Below are 14,851 nucleotides of genomic sequence, written 5' to 3'. Positions count from 1 at the left end.
ATCCCTCCCGTCCGACCCGGACGGCAACGGTCCCTATCTGGAGTACAGGACACATGGCTCACATCGGAGATCTGGTCGCCGAAATGCTGGCGCAATACGGCGTCGAGCTGGTCTTCGGCATGCCGGGCGGGCAGACCACGGCGCTGCATGACGGCATTTCGCGGCGGAGCAACCGCATCCGCCACGTGCTGATGCGCGACGAGCGCAACGCCGCCTATGCCGCCGACGCCTATGCGCGGCTCACCGGCAAGCCCGGCGTGTGCGACGTGACCGTCGGTCCCGGCGCCAACCTGCTGCCGGCCGGCTTCATCGAGGCGCTCAACGCCTCGGTGCCGATGATCGGCATCGTCGGCGAGCTGCCGCTCGACTGGCTGACGCTGAAGGAGAAGGGCATCGCCAGCCAGGGCTTCGACCAGCTCTCCTTCTTCAAGACCATCACCAAGGATTCCTGGCTGGTTCCCTCGGTGACGGCCCTGCCGGAGATGATCCGCACCGCCTTCCGGGTAGCGACCTCGCCGCGGCCGGGCCCGGTGGCGCTGATCATCCCGCACGACATCTTCGACGCCGAATGGGACGAGAACCTCGTCAAGGTCGCCATCGACGACAGGGCGATCCAGGCGCCCTTCGTGCGCGCCGCGCCGACCGGCGAGGCGGTGGCCGACGCCGTGGCGCTGATCGCGCGCTCGAAGCGCCCGGCGCTGGTCTGCGGCGGCGGCGTCCACGGGGCCGACGCCACGGCGGAGGTCGGGCGGGTCGCCGAGAAGCTGCAGGGGCTCGTGGTGACCAGCCTGACCGGGCGTGGCTCGGTGCCGGAGACGCTGCCCTATGCCGCCGGCACGCTCAACCCGCTCGGCTCCTGGGCGGCGATCGAGCTGATCAAGGAAGCCGATCTGGTGATCTGGTGCGGCTCCAAGGCCAGCCAGAACACGGCGATGAACTGGACGCTGCCGCTGCCGGAGCAGGCGACCATCACCATCGACGCCGACCCTAACGAGCATGGCCGCACCTTCAGGCCGACCGTCTCGCTGTTCGGCGACGTGCGCGAGGCCCTGCGCCTGATCGACCGTTCGCTCGAACCGCAGAGCCACCCCGCCTGGATGGCGCGCATCGCCGAGGTCAAGGAAGCCGGCGAGGCGCAGAAGCGCGAGGAGATCGCCAGCGAGCAGCTGCCGCTCAACCCGCCCCGCGTCATGGCGGCGCTCGCCGAGCGGCTGTCGGAGGACGACATCGTGGTCTCCGACGCCAGCTTCTCGGCCGGCTGGATCGCCAACTTCCTGCCGGCGCGCAAGGCCGGCCGCCAGTTCCTCTATGCGCGCGGGCAGGGCGGCCTCGGCTATTCCACCCCGGCGGCCATCGGCGCGGCGGCGACGCGGCCCGACGCGCGCATCGTGACGGTGGCCGGCGACGGCGCCTTCTCCTACACGATCGGCGAGCTGGCGACGCAGGTCCAGCAGAACCAGCGCGTGGTCAACATTGTGCTGAACAACGGCCGGCTGGGCTGGATCCAGCTCTGGCAGGAGATCTTCTTCAAGAACGTCCAGTCGGCGCTGCTGGAGAGCCAGAGCTGCCACCCGAGCTTCGCCGAGGCGGCGGCCGGGCTGGGGCTGAAGGCGTTCTATGTGGAGAAGCCGGACGAGATCGGCCCCGCTCTGGATGCGGCCTTCGCCTATGACGGCCCCTCGGTGGTGGAGTTCCGCATCGACGATCTCGCCACGCCCATCCACTCCTTCAAGCGCCGCATGCGCGAAGGCGGCGATACCCCACGCCCGCGCCCCGGCACGGTCTACAAGCTGCGCGACTGGAAGACCTCGCCCACCCTGGCGTAGGCCCGCGAGGGGCGGGCACGCCCGCCCCTTTAACCAGGGATCTACCGGCGTCCTGGCGCGGCACTCAGTCCGCGAACAGGCGGGCGTCGGCGGCGTTCCAGCTCAGCCGGACGCGTTCGCCGATGACCGGCTCATGGGCCATCGGCGCGCCCGCGGGAAGCCGGACATTGACCTGCGCCCCCCAGCCGGTCGTCACCGCGAAGTGGAAGGTCTCGCCGATGAAGGTCGCATCGGACAGGGTGGTGTCGATGCCCGGACCGGCCGCCGGCACCGGTGCGGCGAGCTGCAGCCGGTCGGGGCGGATCATCAGCCGCGCGGCGGTGCCGGAGGAAGCGGCGGCGTGCAGCGGAATGTCCGCGCAGCCGCTGCCATCGGGAAAGACGATGTCGGCACGCACGTCCCGCCGGGCGGCGATGGTGCAGTCGAGGAAGTTGGAATGGCCGACGAAGCCGGCCACGAAGCGGGTGTGCGGCGCGTCGTAGAGGTCGCGTCCCTTGCCCACCTGTTCGATGCGCCCGTGGTTGAACAGCGCCACCCGGTCGGAAAGGCTCAGCGCCTCCTCCTGGTCGTGCGTGACATAGAGGATGGTCACGCCGGTCTCGCGATGGATGCGGCGGATCTCGGCCTGGATCTCCTCGCGCAGCTTCTTGTCGAGCGCCGAGAGCGGCTCGTCCATCAGCAGCAGCGGGGGATCGTAGGCGAGCGCGCGGGCGAGCGCGACGCGCTGCTGCTGGCCGCCCGAGAGCTGGGCCGGCATGCGGTCGGCGAAGCGCTCCAGGCGCACCAGCGCCAGCATCTCCTCGACCTTGCGGGAGACCTCCGCGCCGGACCGCCGCCGCACGCGCAGGGGAAAGGCGACGTTCTCGGCGACGCTGAGATGGGGGAACAGCGTATAGCGCTGGAACACCATGCCGATGTTCCGCCTGTTCGACGGCTCGGCAAGGATGCTGCGTCCGTCGAGGCGGATGTCGCCGCCGGTCGGCTCGAAGAAGCCGGCGATCATGTAGAGCGTGGTGCTCTTGCCGGAGCCGGACGGGCCGAGGAAGGTCATGAACTCGCCCCGGGCGATCTCCAGCGAGACGTCGGAGACGGCGGCGACATTGCCGAAGCTCTTGGACACGCCACGTATGTCGAGAAAGGTCATGAGCGGGCGTCCTTGCGCAGGAGGGCGGCGAGCGCCATGAGGGCGGCGGTCAGGGCGATGAGGATTGTCGAGACGGCGGCGATGACCGGCGAGAGGTCCTGCCGCAGCGTGCCGAAGATGCGCACCGGCAGGGTCTGGAGGTCCGGGCTCGCCATGAAGATGGCGATGACCACCTCGTCCCAGGAGGCGAGGAAGGAGAAGATCGCCGCGCTGACGAGGCCGAGGCGGATGCCGGGCAGTGTGACGCGGATCTTGGCTTCCAGCGGGCTGGCGCCGCAGACGATGGCGGCGGTCTCGATGTCGCGGTCGAAGCGCTCCAGCGCGTTGGAGATGGCGATGATCGAGAAGGGCAGCGCGATGACCAGGTGCGCCAGCACGAAGCCGACGAAAGTGCCGTTGAGATGGAGGCGCAGGAAGAAGGCGTAGAGCGCCACCGCCAGCACCACCACCGGCAGGATCATCGGGGTGAGGAACAGCGCGCGCAGCGCCTCCCGGCCGCGGAAGGTGCCGCGGGTGAGGCCGAAGGAGGCCATCAGCCCGATCAGAACCGACAGCACGGTGACGACGGCGGCGATCTGGAAGCTGGTGAGGAAGGAGGCGATCCATTCGGGATCGTCGAACAGCTCCTCGTACCAGCGCAGCGTCCAGCCGGGCGGCGGGAACTGCAGCCATTGCGAGGAGCCGAAGGACAGCGCGACGATGAGCAGGATCGGCAGCAGCAGATAGGCGCCGACCAGCAGCGCGATGAGGATGAGGGCGACGCGCCAGCCGCCGAGACGGGAAAAATCGAGCAGCATGGGTCAGCTCCTCGCCTGTCCGAAGCCGAAGAAGCGCAGCTGGACGAGATAGATGGCGAGCGTGATGGTCAGCAGGATCAGCGCTGCGGCCCCCGCCAGTCCCCAGTCGAGCAGCGACTGCACGAGCTGGGCGATCAGCTCCGCCAGCATCATGTTGGAGGTGCCGCCCAGCAGCGCCGGGGTGATGAAGTAGCCGAGCGACATGACGAACACCATCAGCGCGCCGGCGGCGATGCCGGAGGCGGTGAGCGGCAGCATCACCCGCGTGAAGGCCTGCCAACGGCTCGCCCCGCACAGCGCCGCCGCCTGGAACACGGTGGGGTCGATGGAGCGGATGGTGGCGTGCAGCGGCAGGATCATGAAGGGCAGCATGATGTAGGTCATGCCGATGGTGACGCCGACGAGGTTGTTGATCAGCGGCAGCGGCCCGGAGATGAGCCCGAGGTCGATCAGCGTGCGGTTGATGATGCCCGTGCGCTGGAGCAGCACCATCCAGGCATAGGTGCGCGCCAGCAGGTTGGTCCACATCGACAGGATGACGATGGCGAACAGGAGGCGCGACCAGAATCCCGGTGCGATGGCGAGGAACCACGCCACCGGGAAACCCAGCAGCACGGTCACCACCGTCACCGTGCCGGCGACGAGGAAGGTGTTGCCGAGCACCTTCAGATAGGTGGTGGAGGCGAAGAAGGCCTCATAGTTCTGCAGACCCGGCTGCGGCTCCAGCACGCTGCGCAGCAGGAGCGCGAGCACCGGCAGCACGAAGACGAACACCACCAGCGCCAGGGCCGGCGTCACCGGCGCGAAACCGCGGGCGGCGCGGCGCGACGAGGCGGATGGCGCGTGCGGAGCGGTGCTGGTCGTGGCGTCGGTCACGGTCATGGGCGCTCGTCGAAAGGGCTCGAAGGCGACCCGGCCCGTGGAACCGGGCCGGGAAGGCGATGGATGCCCGCGCGTCGGCACGGGCATCGCGGCGTGATGAATGCTTGCCGGCCTACTGAGCCTGCCAAGCGTACCAGCGCTTGCCGATCTCGTCGCGGTGCGCGGCCCAGTACCCCATGTCGAGGTTGATCTGCGAGGCGGTGTGCTGGTCCGGCAGATCGGCGGCGACATTCTTCGGCATGAGGGCCGGCGACTTCAGGTTGATGGGCGCGTAGCCGCTGTCGGTGGCGAAGCTTGCCTGGCCTTCGGGGCTGGTCGCCTCGGCGAGGAACTTCATCGCCGCCTCCTTGTTCTTCGAACCCTTCGGCACCACCAGCATGTCGGCGGCGGTCAGGTTCTGCTCCCAGGAGATGCCGACCTTGGTGCCGCCCTGCTCGAGCGCGAAGAGGCGCCCGTTCCAGAACTGGCCGATCGGCGCCTCGCCGGAAGCGAGAAGCTGCTGCGACTGCGCGCCGGTGCCCCACCAGACGATATCCGCCTTGATGGTGTCGAGCTTCTTGAAGGCGCGGTCGAGGTCGAGCGGATAGAGCTTGTCGGCCGGCACGCCGTCGGCCAGCAGCGCGATCTCCAGCACGCCCGGGGTGGACCATTTGTAGAAGGTACGCTTGCCGGGGAAGGTCTTGGTGTCGAACACGTCGGCCCAGCTCTTGGGTGCCTTCTCGCCGAAACTGGCCGGATTGAAGCCGAGCACGAAGGAATAATAGAAGCTTCCCACGGCCATGTCGGAGACGAAGCGCGGATCGAGGTCCGCGCGCTGGACCACGCTGAAGTCGATCGGTTCCAGGAGCCCGTCCTTGGCGGCCGCGGCGGCGAAGTCGCCATCGACGTCGACGACGTCCCAGCTGACATTGCCGCTCTCGACCATGGCCTTGAATTTTCCGTAGTCGGTCGGCCCGTCCTGCTTCACGGCAATGCCGGTCTTCTTGGTGAAGGGCACGGCCCAGCTCTGCTTCTGGGCGTCCTGCGTGGTGCCGCCCCAGCTGGTGAAGACGATGGAGCCGGACTGGGCGATGCCGAGGCCTGCGCCGGCGACGAGCGCACCGAGGGCCAGACCTCCGATCCAGCCGATCTTGGACGTGCGAGACATGTTATTCCCCTGTGGTTCTCTGGTTGTGTTCGGCACGCGGCGCGTTTTCGCGCTCTCGTCTTAGGGCAGCGGCGAGAAGGAGGTGGGCAGGAGAATCTTGTTCTCCATCACCTCGATCAGCGCCTGAATCTTGGGGCCGAAGGCCTGCCACGCCGGATCCGCGGCGAGCCTGGCACGGCGAGCCGCGCGGTCGTCGAGGCTCGCATAGGCCCAGATATGAACGATCTCGTTGAGCGGGCCGATCTCGCTGGTGAAGTAGCCCACCAGCTGGCCGAGATGGCTTTTCTGGATGGTGATGCCTTCCTCCTCGACCAGCTTCACATAAGCCGGCGTGGCGCCGGTCTTCAGCCGGTAGGTGCGCATCTCGTAGAGCATGGCGGGTCTCCTCAGCGCATCACGAAGGGATCGGCGATGGGCTCGTCCGAGGTGCGGATCCAGACCGATTTGGTGCGGGTGTAGTCGCGGATGGATTCCGCTCCCGCCTCACGGCCGAGGCCGGACTGGCCGTAGCCGCCGAAGGGCACGATGGGCGAGACGGCCCGGTAGGTGTTCACCCAGACGATACCGGCGTGCAGGCGGCGGATCATCCTGTGCGCCCGGGTGAGGCTGGCGGTGAAGACGCCCGAGGCCAGGCCGAAGGCGGTGTCGTTCGCCAGCGCCACCGCCTCTTCCTCGTCGTCGAAAGCGATCACGCTGAGTACCGGGCCGAACAGCTCCTCGGCGGCGCAGGGCACCTCGTTGCCCGCGCAGAGCAGGATCGTCGGCTCGTAGTAGTTGCCGGTGGGATGCGATTCCGGTCGGCGTCCGCCGGTGACGAGGCGCGCCCCGGCGGCTATGCTCGCCGCCACCGTGGCCTCGATATGGGCGAGCTGCCGCCCGGTGGCGAGCGGCCCCATCTCGGTGGCGCGATTTTGCGGGTTGCCGATGCGGATCAGCCGGGCCTTTTCCGCGAGGATGGCGAGCATCCGGTCGCGGACGGAGCGCTGGACCAGCAGGCGCGAGCCGGCGACGCAGCTCTGGCCGGAGGCGGCGAAGATGCCGGCGATGACCGCGTTGGCGGTGCTGTCGAGATCGGCGTCCTCGAAGACCAGCACCGGCGACTTGCCGCCGAGTTCCAGCGTCGTGTAGGCGAGATTTTCGGCGGTGTTGCGCACCACGTGGCGGGCGGTGGACGGGCCGCCGGTGAAGGCGACGCGCGCGACGAGCGGATGGGCGGTCAGCGTGCGTCCGCATTCCTCGCCGAAGCCGGTGATGATGTTGACCACGCCGGGCGGAAAACCGGCCTCGTGCACCAGCCGGGCCATGGCGAGAAGCGGCGCGGGGCCGTCTTCGGAGGCTTTCAGCACCACGGTGCAGCCGGCCGCGAGGGCGGGGCCCAGCTTCACCGCCGCCAGCATGAGCTGGGAGTTCCACGGCACCACGGCGGCGACGACGCCGATCGGCTCGCGGCGCACATAGGCTTCCATGTCCGCCTTGTCGACGGGCAGGTGGGCGCCTTCGAGCTTGTCGGCGAGGCCGCCGAAATAGCGATAATATTCCGCGACATAGCCGATCTGGGCGCTGGTCTCGCGGATGATCTTGCCGGTGTCGCGGGTCTCCAGCGCGGCAAGCTCGGCGGCGTTGGTCGCGATGAGGTCGCCGAGCCTCGTGAGCAGCTTGCCCCGCTGGGTGGCGGTAAGCTCGGCCCAGGCGGAATCGTTGAGCGCGCGGTGGGCCGCTCGCACGGCACGGTCGACATCGGCGGCGTCGGCGGCGGGCATGCGGGCCCAGGCCTCGCCGCTGGCCGGATCGGTGCTTTCGAAGGTGGCGCCCGCCTCGACGAAGGCGCCGTCGATATAGAGCTTGAAATCGTGCGTGCTCATCGGGTGTCTCACGCGTAGGCCGGTTCGAAGGCGGGCATGACGTGGCGGATGAAGAGGTCGAGCGACTTCTTCTTGCGGGCGTGGCTGATGCCGCCGTCGATCCAGATGGAAAACTGGTCGAACCCTTGCGCCTCGTAGTCCTTCAGCCGTGCGATCACTTCCTCGGGTTGGCCGAGAACCACGTTCTTGCGCACGATATCCGGGGCGTATTGCGGGTAGGCGGCGCATTCCTCGGCGGTGAGCGGTTCCATGATGGCCTGCTGGATCGGCCGCTTATTGGCGAACCAGGCGCCGAACAGGCAGTAGAAATCGGAAAGATCCTGGCTGAGCGCCTGCGTCTCGGCCTCCGAGTCCGTAACGAAGGTGTGCTGGAGCAGCATGATCTTCGGGCGCGGCACTTCGGGGTGATTGGCCACCGCCGTGTTGAAGCGCTCCATCAGGCTCACCACCTCGCCATCGCCGGCGGCCAGCGGCGTGACCTGCACGTTGCAGCCGCTCTCTACGGCGAAGTCGTGGCTGTTGGGGTCGCGCGCCGCGATCCAGACCGGCGGGCCGCCGGCCTGTACGGGTTTCGGCGAGGCGGTGGAGGTGGGGAAGGACCAGAACTGCCCCTCATGGGCGTAGTCGCCTTCCCAGAGCTTCTTGACCGCCGGCACCAGCTCGCGCATGCGCTGCCCGGCGCCCATGGCGTCGAGGCCGGGCAGCATGCGCTCATATTCGAAGGCATAGGCGCCGCGGGCGACGCCGAGGTCGAGCCGGCCGTTGCAGGCGACGTCCATCATCGCGGCCTCGCCGGCGAGGCGGATCGGGTTCCAGAACGGCGCCACCACGTTGCCGGTGCCGAGCCGGATCGTCGAGGTGCGGGCAGCCAGGTGCGCGAGCTGGATGAAGGGGTTGGGCGCGATGGTGAACTCCATCGCGTGGTGCTCGCCGATCCATACCGTCTCGAAGCCGGCGGCCTCGGCGGTCAGGGCCAGTTCCTCCAGCTCGTCGAAGAGACGGCGGTGGGGGATGGACGGATCGGAACGCTCCATGTGGACGAAGAGGGAGAATTTCATGATCGTCGGGTCCCCGGTTCTGTCTCAGGCGTGGGCGGCGAGCGGGTGGACGGTGCCTCGCTCGGCATCGCCCACATAGATGCCGAAGGCGTCTTCACTGCGCTCGCGCACGAAGCGGGCGAGCATGGACCGCGTTGCCTCGTCCGGCAGGCGCGGCCATTCGATGGCGTCGAACGGCACGAGCCGGGCGCCGGCTTCCGGGTGCGGAACGCCTTCGAACGTGCCACGGTAATAGATGGAGACGGCGGCCTGGCCGCTCCCCGCTTCCGGCGTCTCGAACACGGCGAAGAGGAAGCCGAGCCGGCCCTCGACGCCGAGCCGGGCCAGCGCGCCCTTGAGGCTGCGCGGATTGCCGGTCGGCTCCAGGCAGGTGCCGGCGGGAAGGTCGAGCCCGCCTTTGCCGTCCTCGACCAGCAGCACCGCGCCGTCCCTCTCAAGAATGGCGCCGACGCGGGCCGGCTCATCGCGCTTCGCCAGCGCCTGCTGGCCGAGGGCGAAGTCGACATAGGCGCCCCGACAATAGCCGAGCGGCGGCGAGGCGGTGGCGCCGAAGCCGGCGACCTCGCCGATCAGGATCACATGGTCGCCGGCCTCGACGAGGCTGTGGCGGCGGCAGTCGAACCAGGCGCTTGCGCCCTCGATGACCGGGCTGCCCGCCGGCCCGATATGCCAGCGGCTGGCGCTGAACTTGTCGGCCGATTTGGAAGCGAAAAGCGCGGAGACGTCCTTCTGCGCCGCCGCCAGCACCGACACGGCGAAGGTCTCGGCGCTGCCGAACACCGGAAAGCTCGATGCCGTCTTCGCGATGCAGACGAGGAGGAGGGGCGGGTCGAGCGAGACCGAGGTGAAGGAATTGGCGGTGAAGCCGCGCATCTCGCCGGCGGCGTTGCGCGTGGTCACCACCGTCACCCCGGTGACGAAGGCGCCCAGCGCCAGGCGGAACGCCTTCGGGTCGAAGGGCGTGGGCGCCACCTCCTGCAGGAAGGCGAGAAGGCGCTGGTTCACCGCTTCCGGCGCGGTGAGGTTCATCATGTGGCGGGCCTCCGCCAGCACCTCGGCGCGCCCCTGCGGTGCGAGGCGGGCCATCGCCTCCGACATGGAGGGGGTCGAATTCGGATCGCCGTCCGCCGTCATGAACAGCGCCGGCACGGCCAGCGTGGCAAGGCGGTCGCGATGCGCCTCGTCGGAGGCGGCGAAGAGCGCGTAGGTGCGCGCATAGCCGACCGGGTCGCAGCTGGCGAGCAGGCCGGCGACACGCGCGGCCGTGGCTTCCAGCTCTTCCGGCACCGGTTCGCCGAACCAGCGGCGCACGGCGGCCTCGTGCGAGGCGGAGCTGCCTTCCTCGGCAAGGATGGCGGCGCGCTCCGAAACGGCCAGGCGCTGTTCCGGCGTGCGGCAGAACACGGCGTTGAGGGCGACGACACCGAGCACCCGCGCGGGATGGGAAAGCGCGACTTCCAGCGCCACCAGGGCGCCCATGGAATGGCCGATGACCACCGCCGCCGGAATCGCCAGCGCGTCCAGAAGGGCGATGACATGGCCGGCGTAGTCGGCGAGGCACGCATCCTCCGGCGGCAGGCTGGAGCCGCCATGGCCGGGCATGTCGAGCGTGATCACATCGTAGCGGGAGGCGAGAGTCTCGATCTGCGGTTCCCACACATCCAGCGCCATGCCGACGCCGTGGATGAGAACCACCGGCACGCCACCCGCCGCTCCATCGCGCCGGTAGCGGATGCGGGCGGGCCGGCCGTCACGGCCGACATAGGCGGCGACACGCATTTCAGACATGGGCGGCGCCCAGCTCCTGCGTGCTGCCCAGATCCTTCAGGTCCTGGTAGCGGTCGCCGATGCGGTGATGCGGGCGCCCGCCGATGGAGGCGCCGAGCGCGACGACGATCTCGTCCGGCGCCGGGGCGTCGAGGATCGAGAACTGGATGGTCAGGTAGTGCGAGCGGCGCCCCTCGTCGAGCTTGTCCATCAGCGGGATCACGACCGGGGTGTTGGGGCCGCCGCGCGTGTTGGTGAAGGCGAGGTAGCTCTTGGCGCCCACGGCCTTGCGGTAGTGATTGCCGAAGCGAAGCGTGTGGATCAGCGCGGAGGCATGCTCGACCTCGCCCGAGGTGCCGACGATGGCGGCCTTGCCATAGCCTTCCACCGCCTCGCCCGAACCTGCGAGCTTCAGGACTTCCTCCGTCAGCAGGGCGCCGAGCTGAGGGGCGATGTCATGGATCTCGGGCCTCAGGTCCTCGACGAAGCCGCGACCGGCCCAGGGGTTGGTCAGCACCGCCGCCGCGGCGTGCATGCGCAGCGGGGTCGTGGCGGCACGTCCGCCCTCGATCAGCGTGGTCTCGGAGTAGGTGACGAGCTTCCTGAGCTGCAGAGGCATGACGCGAATTCCACGTTGGCGGCGCCCGTTCCGGCGCCCTATCTATCGTTTGTCGTAAGATGGTATACCATAAGACATTCGAGTCAATTGTCATGACGCGCGACACGGGCGACAAGAGGACGGGATGGAGACGACGATGGTCGCGATGACGGAATCGAACGGCGCCGGGGATGCGATGGCTGGGGAAGAGATGAAGGTGGAGCGGTCCGTCGCGACCCTGCGCAGCCTCACGCTCGAAAAAATGCGGGATGCGATCCTCGATTTTCGCTTCCGCCCGGGCGAGCGGCTGGTGGAACGTACCCTGTGCGAGCGACTGGGGGTGAGCCGTAGCGTCGTGCGCGAGGTGCTTCGCCATCTGGAGGCGGAAGGACTGGTCGAGACCATTCCGCACCAGGGGCCGGCGGTGGCCAAGCCCAATCCGTCGCAGGCGGCGCAGATCTACGAGATCCGGGGGTTGCTGGAGAGCGAGGCGGCGCGCGCCTGCGCGCTCAAGGCCGACGCGGCGGCGATCGCCGAACTGGGGCGCATGATCGACATCATCGATGCGGCCTTCCGCATCGGCAGCCCGCGCGAGTTGCTGAGGGCGACGACGGATTTCTATGAGAAGCTGTTCATCGCGGCGGGCAAGGAGGTTGCGTGGGACGTGGTGCGTTCGCTCAACGCCCGTATCAGCCATCTGCGCGGCATGACCACCGCGGCGGAAGGGCGCCATGAGGCCGCCATCGGCGAGATGCGCCGGCTGCACGACGCGATCCGCCGTCACGACGGCGACGCCGCCTATGCGGCGAGCCGCGATCACGTGGCGACCGTCGCCCGCCTCGCCGACGCGATCCTCGGCGATTTCTGATCTCCCCGATCACGGCGGATGGGCGGAGCGGGGGCACCCGCACGCGGCTCCCGGGCCCCGGCCGGTGCCATTCCGTCGGGCGCCGCTCATCTAATGGGCAGCGCGTGCCTGAAAGTTGGAAGCCACCCGTCCAACAATCGGTACGCCCATAGACAAGTCTGCCGGACCCCGCCTGCGTAAGACTTTTCTCCTCGGTCCCCGTCACCGTGCCCACCGGCACGCGGAAGCAGAGGAGAAGGTTCAGTGGCACTCAATCTCGACACGCATTTCGGCGGGCGCCGCATGTCCGTCGCCGCCCGTCTCCGGTCCGCGCTCTTCGGCGTGCTGGGCCTCGCCGTCGCCGTCGGCGGCATGACGGCCGGCCTGCCGCAGAAGGCCGAGGCGGCCGCCCCCGAAGCCTGCGCCGCCCTGCAGGCGAAATACCCCGCCCTGAAGGGCAAGACGCTGGTCAACGCCATCAACCCGCACACGCCGGGCTACGAGACCATCGATCCGAACGACCCGACCAAGTATATCGGCTTCGACATCGATCTCGGCGAGGCCATCGGCGAGTGCCTCGGCTTCAAGCTGACCTACAAGCCGGTCACCTTCGCCGCCCTGCTGACCACCCTTCAGGCCGGTCAGGCCGATATCGTCATCTCCGACATCTACGCGACCAAGGAGCGCGCCAAGGCGGCCGATTTCATCACCTATCTCAAGGTGTTCGACGGCGTGCTGGTCGCCAAGGGCAATCCGAAGGGCATCAACGGCATCAACCTGTCGCTCTGCGGCGCGGTGGCGGCGGAGAACACAGGCTATGTCGAGGTGCCGCTGATCCAGGCGCTGGAGGCCGAGTGCAAGGCGGCCGGCAAGCCGGTGCCGGAGATCCAGCTCTACGACAACAACGCGAACTGTATCCAGGCGATCCTCTCCGGCCGCGCCGACACCTACATCAACGACGTCAACACCGTCGACGGCGCGGTGAAGGCCTATCCCGACAAGCTGGAGAAGGCGACGGCGGTCACGCTGCCCTATTCCGTCGGCATCGCCGTGCCGCGCAACAATCTGGAGTTCCGCGACGCGGTGATGGCGGCGCTGGTCGAGATCCAGAAGACCGGCCTGCAGGCCGAGCTGATGAAGAAGTGGAACCTGCCGGCCGAGCAGCTTGAGACCCCCAAGCTCGTGCTCGCCGACTGACGTCCCGCGATGACGGGGCGGGCGCGGCGACCCCGCGGCCGCCCTCTCCGACAGAGCGCGGAAAGGCCGATGGATCTCTTCCTCCACTATCTCAGCATGCCGTATCTCCTCGACGGGGTCGGCTACACGCTGCTGATCACGGTGCTCGGCCTGCTGGGCGGGCTCGTCATGGGCGTGGTGCTCGCCGCCATGCAGCTCAGCCGCTTCCGCACCCTGGCGGTCATCGCGCGCGGCTATTCGATCATCTTCCGCGGCACGCCGCTGATCCTGCAGATGGTCTTCTGCTACAACGCCCTGCCGCTCATCGGCATCAAGCTCACCGCCATCTCCGCCGCCGGCCTTGCGCTGGCGCTCAACGAAGCGCCGTTCATCGCCGAGATCCTGCGCTCCAACGTGCTGGGCGTCGATCGCGGGCAGGTGAGCGCCGGGCAGGCGCTGGGCATGACGCCGGCCGCCATCATGCGCCGGGTGATCGCGCCGCAGGCCATCCGCTCCATGGTGCCCGCGCTCGGCAACGAGGCGGTGAGCGCGCTGAAGAACTCCTCGCTCGCCTCCGTCGTGGCGGTGCAGGAGCTCACCCTGCGCTCGACGCAGCTCGCCTCCGCGACCTTCGACTTCTTCTCCATCTTCTTCGCCTCCGGCCTCATGTATCTGGTGCTGACCGGCGCCATCGCGGTGATCCAGATCGTCGTCGAGATGCTGCTCGATCTGGACCGGCCGCCGCCGAAGGAGCAGCTCCGGCGCTTCCTGCGCGCGCTGCTGCCCGGCCGTGCTGTGCCGGAGCCGGCCGGTGCCGCGGGCACTGTCCCTCCCGATGTCGCCGGGGAAATCCTCGAGGAGATCGCCGTCGATCCGCTGCCGCCGGCATCGCCCAAGGCCGCGCTGGCGCGGCCGGACCGGGAGGCCCGCGCCCGCCGTCTCGCCGGCAACAACGTCGCGGTCGAGGTGAAGGAGCTGCGCAAGAACTATGGCGACCAGACCGTGCTCGACGGCATCGACCTGACGGTGCGCGCCGGCGAGGTCGTGGCGCTTCTCGGCCCGAGCGGGTCGGGCAAGTCGACGCTGTTGCGCTGTATCAACCGGCTGGAAGGCTGGGAGGGCGGCACCATCCGCGTCGGCGGCCGCTTCCTCGGCACCGACGAGGGCGGGCGGGGGCTGTCGCCGCGCGCGACGGCGCAGATGCGCGCCGGCGTCGGCGTCGGCATGGTGTTCCAGCAATTCAATCTCTTCGGCCACCTGACCGCGCGGGAGAACATCGCCGGGCCGCTGCGCTGGGTTCAGGGCCTGTCGCGGCTCGATGCCGACCGCCGCGCGCAGGAATTGCTGGAGCGCGTCGGCCTCGCCCACCGCGCCGATGCCCTGCCGCGCCATCTCTCCGGCGGCCAGCAGCAGCGCGTCGCCATCGCCCGGGCGGTGGCGCCGGGGCCGAGCGTGCTGCTGCTCGACGAGCCGACCTCCGCGCTCGATCCCGAACTCGTGGGCGAGGTGCTGGAGGTCATCCGCCGCCTCGCCGTCGAGGACGGGTTGGCGATGATCATCTCCACCCACCAGCTGCATTTCGCCGGCGAGGTGGCCGACCGGATCGTCTTCCTGGCCGGCGGGTCGATCGTCGAGGAAGGACCGGCCGACCGGGTCCTCAACCAGCCGCGCCATCCGCTCACGGCCCGTTTCCTCAGCACCATGGCCGCCGAATAGCACCGGCGGCGCACCCCGGCACGCCGGGGCC

13 protein-coding genes are annotated in these 14,851 nt (G+C 69.0%); 4 read left to right on the top strand and 9 right to left on the bottom strand.

Features of this window, described 5'->3' with window-relative positions; translation table 11 throughout:
• Positions 1-53 precede the first annotated feature (53 nt).
• Positions 54-1,826 carry a thiamine pyrophosphate-binding protein gene (locus FO470_RS01550; protein ID WP_144341165.1) on the top strand — a complete coding sequence of 591 codons (1,773 nt, stop codon included), beginning with the start codon at positions 54-56 and terminating at the stop codon, positions 1,824-1,826.
• Positions 1,827-1,890: 64 nt separating this feature from the next.
• Here FO470_RS01550 and FO470_RS01545 read toward each other — a convergent pair whose 3' ends face one another.
• From FO470_RS01545 to FO470_RS01505, 9 genes are all read right to left on the bottom strand, one after another.
• Positions 1,891-2,970 (bottom strand): ABC transporter ATP-binding protein, encoded by a 1,080-nt coding sequence (locus tag FO470_RS01545; protein ID WP_144341164.1) that lies wholly within the window; start codon positions 2,968-2,970, stop codon positions 1,891-1,893.
• Positions 2,967-3,767, bottom strand: coding sequence for an ABC transporter permease (locus FO470_RS01540; protein ID WP_144341163.1), 801 nt, complete (start codon positions 3,765-3,767; stop codon positions 2,967-2,969). The genes FO470_RS01545 and FO470_RS01540 overlap by 4 nt, the downstream gene beginning before the upstream one ends.
• 3 nt (positions 3,768-3,770) lie before the next feature.
• Positions 3,771-4,649 carry an ABC transporter permease gene (locus tag FO470_RS01535; protein ID WP_144341162.1) on the bottom strand — a complete coding sequence of 293 codons (879 nt, stop codon included), beginning with the start codon at positions 4,647-4,649 and terminating at the stop codon, positions 3,771-3,773.
• Between the two features lie 112 nt (positions 4,650-4,761).
• Positions 4,762-5,796, bottom strand: coding sequence for an ABC transporter substrate-binding protein (locus FO470_RS01530; RefSeq protein ID WP_144341161.1), 1,035 nt, complete (start codon positions 5,794-5,796; stop codon positions 4,762-4,764).
• A 60-nt stretch (positions 5,797-5,856) separates the two neighbouring features.
• Positions 5,857-6,171 (bottom strand): NIPSNAP family protein, encoded by a 315-nt coding sequence (locus FO470_RS01525; protein ID WP_144341160.1) that lies wholly within the window; start codon positions 6,169-6,171, stop codon positions 5,857-5,859.
• Positions 6,172-6,182: 11 nt separating this feature from the next.
• Positions 6,183-7,658, bottom strand: a complete 1,476-nt coding sequence (locus FO470_RS01520; protein WP_144341159.1) for an aldehyde dehydrogenase — start codon at positions 7,656-7,658, stop codon at positions 6,183-6,185.
• Between the two features lie 8 nt (positions 7,659-7,666).
• A complete protein-coding gene (locus tag FO470_RS01515; protein WP_144341158.1) occupies positions 7,667-8,716 on the bottom strand; it encodes an LLM class flavin-dependent oxidoreductase in 1,050 nt (349 codons plus the stop codon).
• Positions 8,717-8,740: 24 nt separating this feature from the next.
• Entirely contained in the window at positions 8,741-10,504 is a 1,764-nt protein-coding gene (locus FO470_RS01510; RefSeq protein WP_144341157.1) for an alpha/beta fold hydrolase, read from the bottom strand.
• Positions 10,497-11,102, bottom strand: coding sequence for an amino acid synthesis family protein (locus FO470_RS01505; RefSeq protein ID WP_144341156.1), 606 nt, complete (start codon positions 11,100-11,102; stop codon positions 10,497-10,499). The genes FO470_RS01510 and FO470_RS01505 overlap by 8 nt, the downstream gene beginning before the upstream one ends.
• 136 nt (positions 11,103-11,238) lie before the next feature.
• On the opposite strand from FO470_RS01505, the gene FO470_RS01500 reads away from it, so the two are divergent.
• From FO470_RS01500 to FO470_RS01490, 3 genes are all read left to right on the top strand, one after another.
• Complete coding sequence (locus FO470_RS01500; protein ID WP_144342009.1) at positions 11,239-11,949, top strand: GntR family transcriptional regulator; 711 nt, start codon at positions 11,239-11,241, stop codon at positions 11,947-11,949.
• A gap of 282 nt (positions 11,950-12,231) precedes the next feature.
• Complete coding sequence (locus tag FO470_RS01495) at positions 12,232-13,125, top strand: ABC transporter substrate-binding protein (RefSeq protein WP_144342008.1); 894 nt, start codon at positions 12,232-12,234, stop codon at positions 13,123-13,125.
• A gap of 69 nt (positions 13,126-13,194) precedes the next feature.
• Positions 13,195-14,820 (top strand): amino acid ABC transporter permease/ATP-binding protein, encoded by a 1,626-nt coding sequence (locus FO470_RS01490; RefSeq protein ID WP_144341155.1) that lies wholly within the window; start codon positions 13,195-13,197, stop codon positions 14,818-14,820.
• Positions 14,821-14,851: the final 31 nt, after the last annotated feature.

It is taken from the genome of Ancylobacter moscoviensis (genome assembly GCF_007559435.1).
GTDB lineage: Bacteria > Pseudomonadota > Alphaproteobacteria > Rhizobiales > Xanthobacteraceae > Ancylobacter > Ancylobacter moscoviensis.
This window is presented reverse-complemented; position numbering and strand designations above follow the sequence as displayed.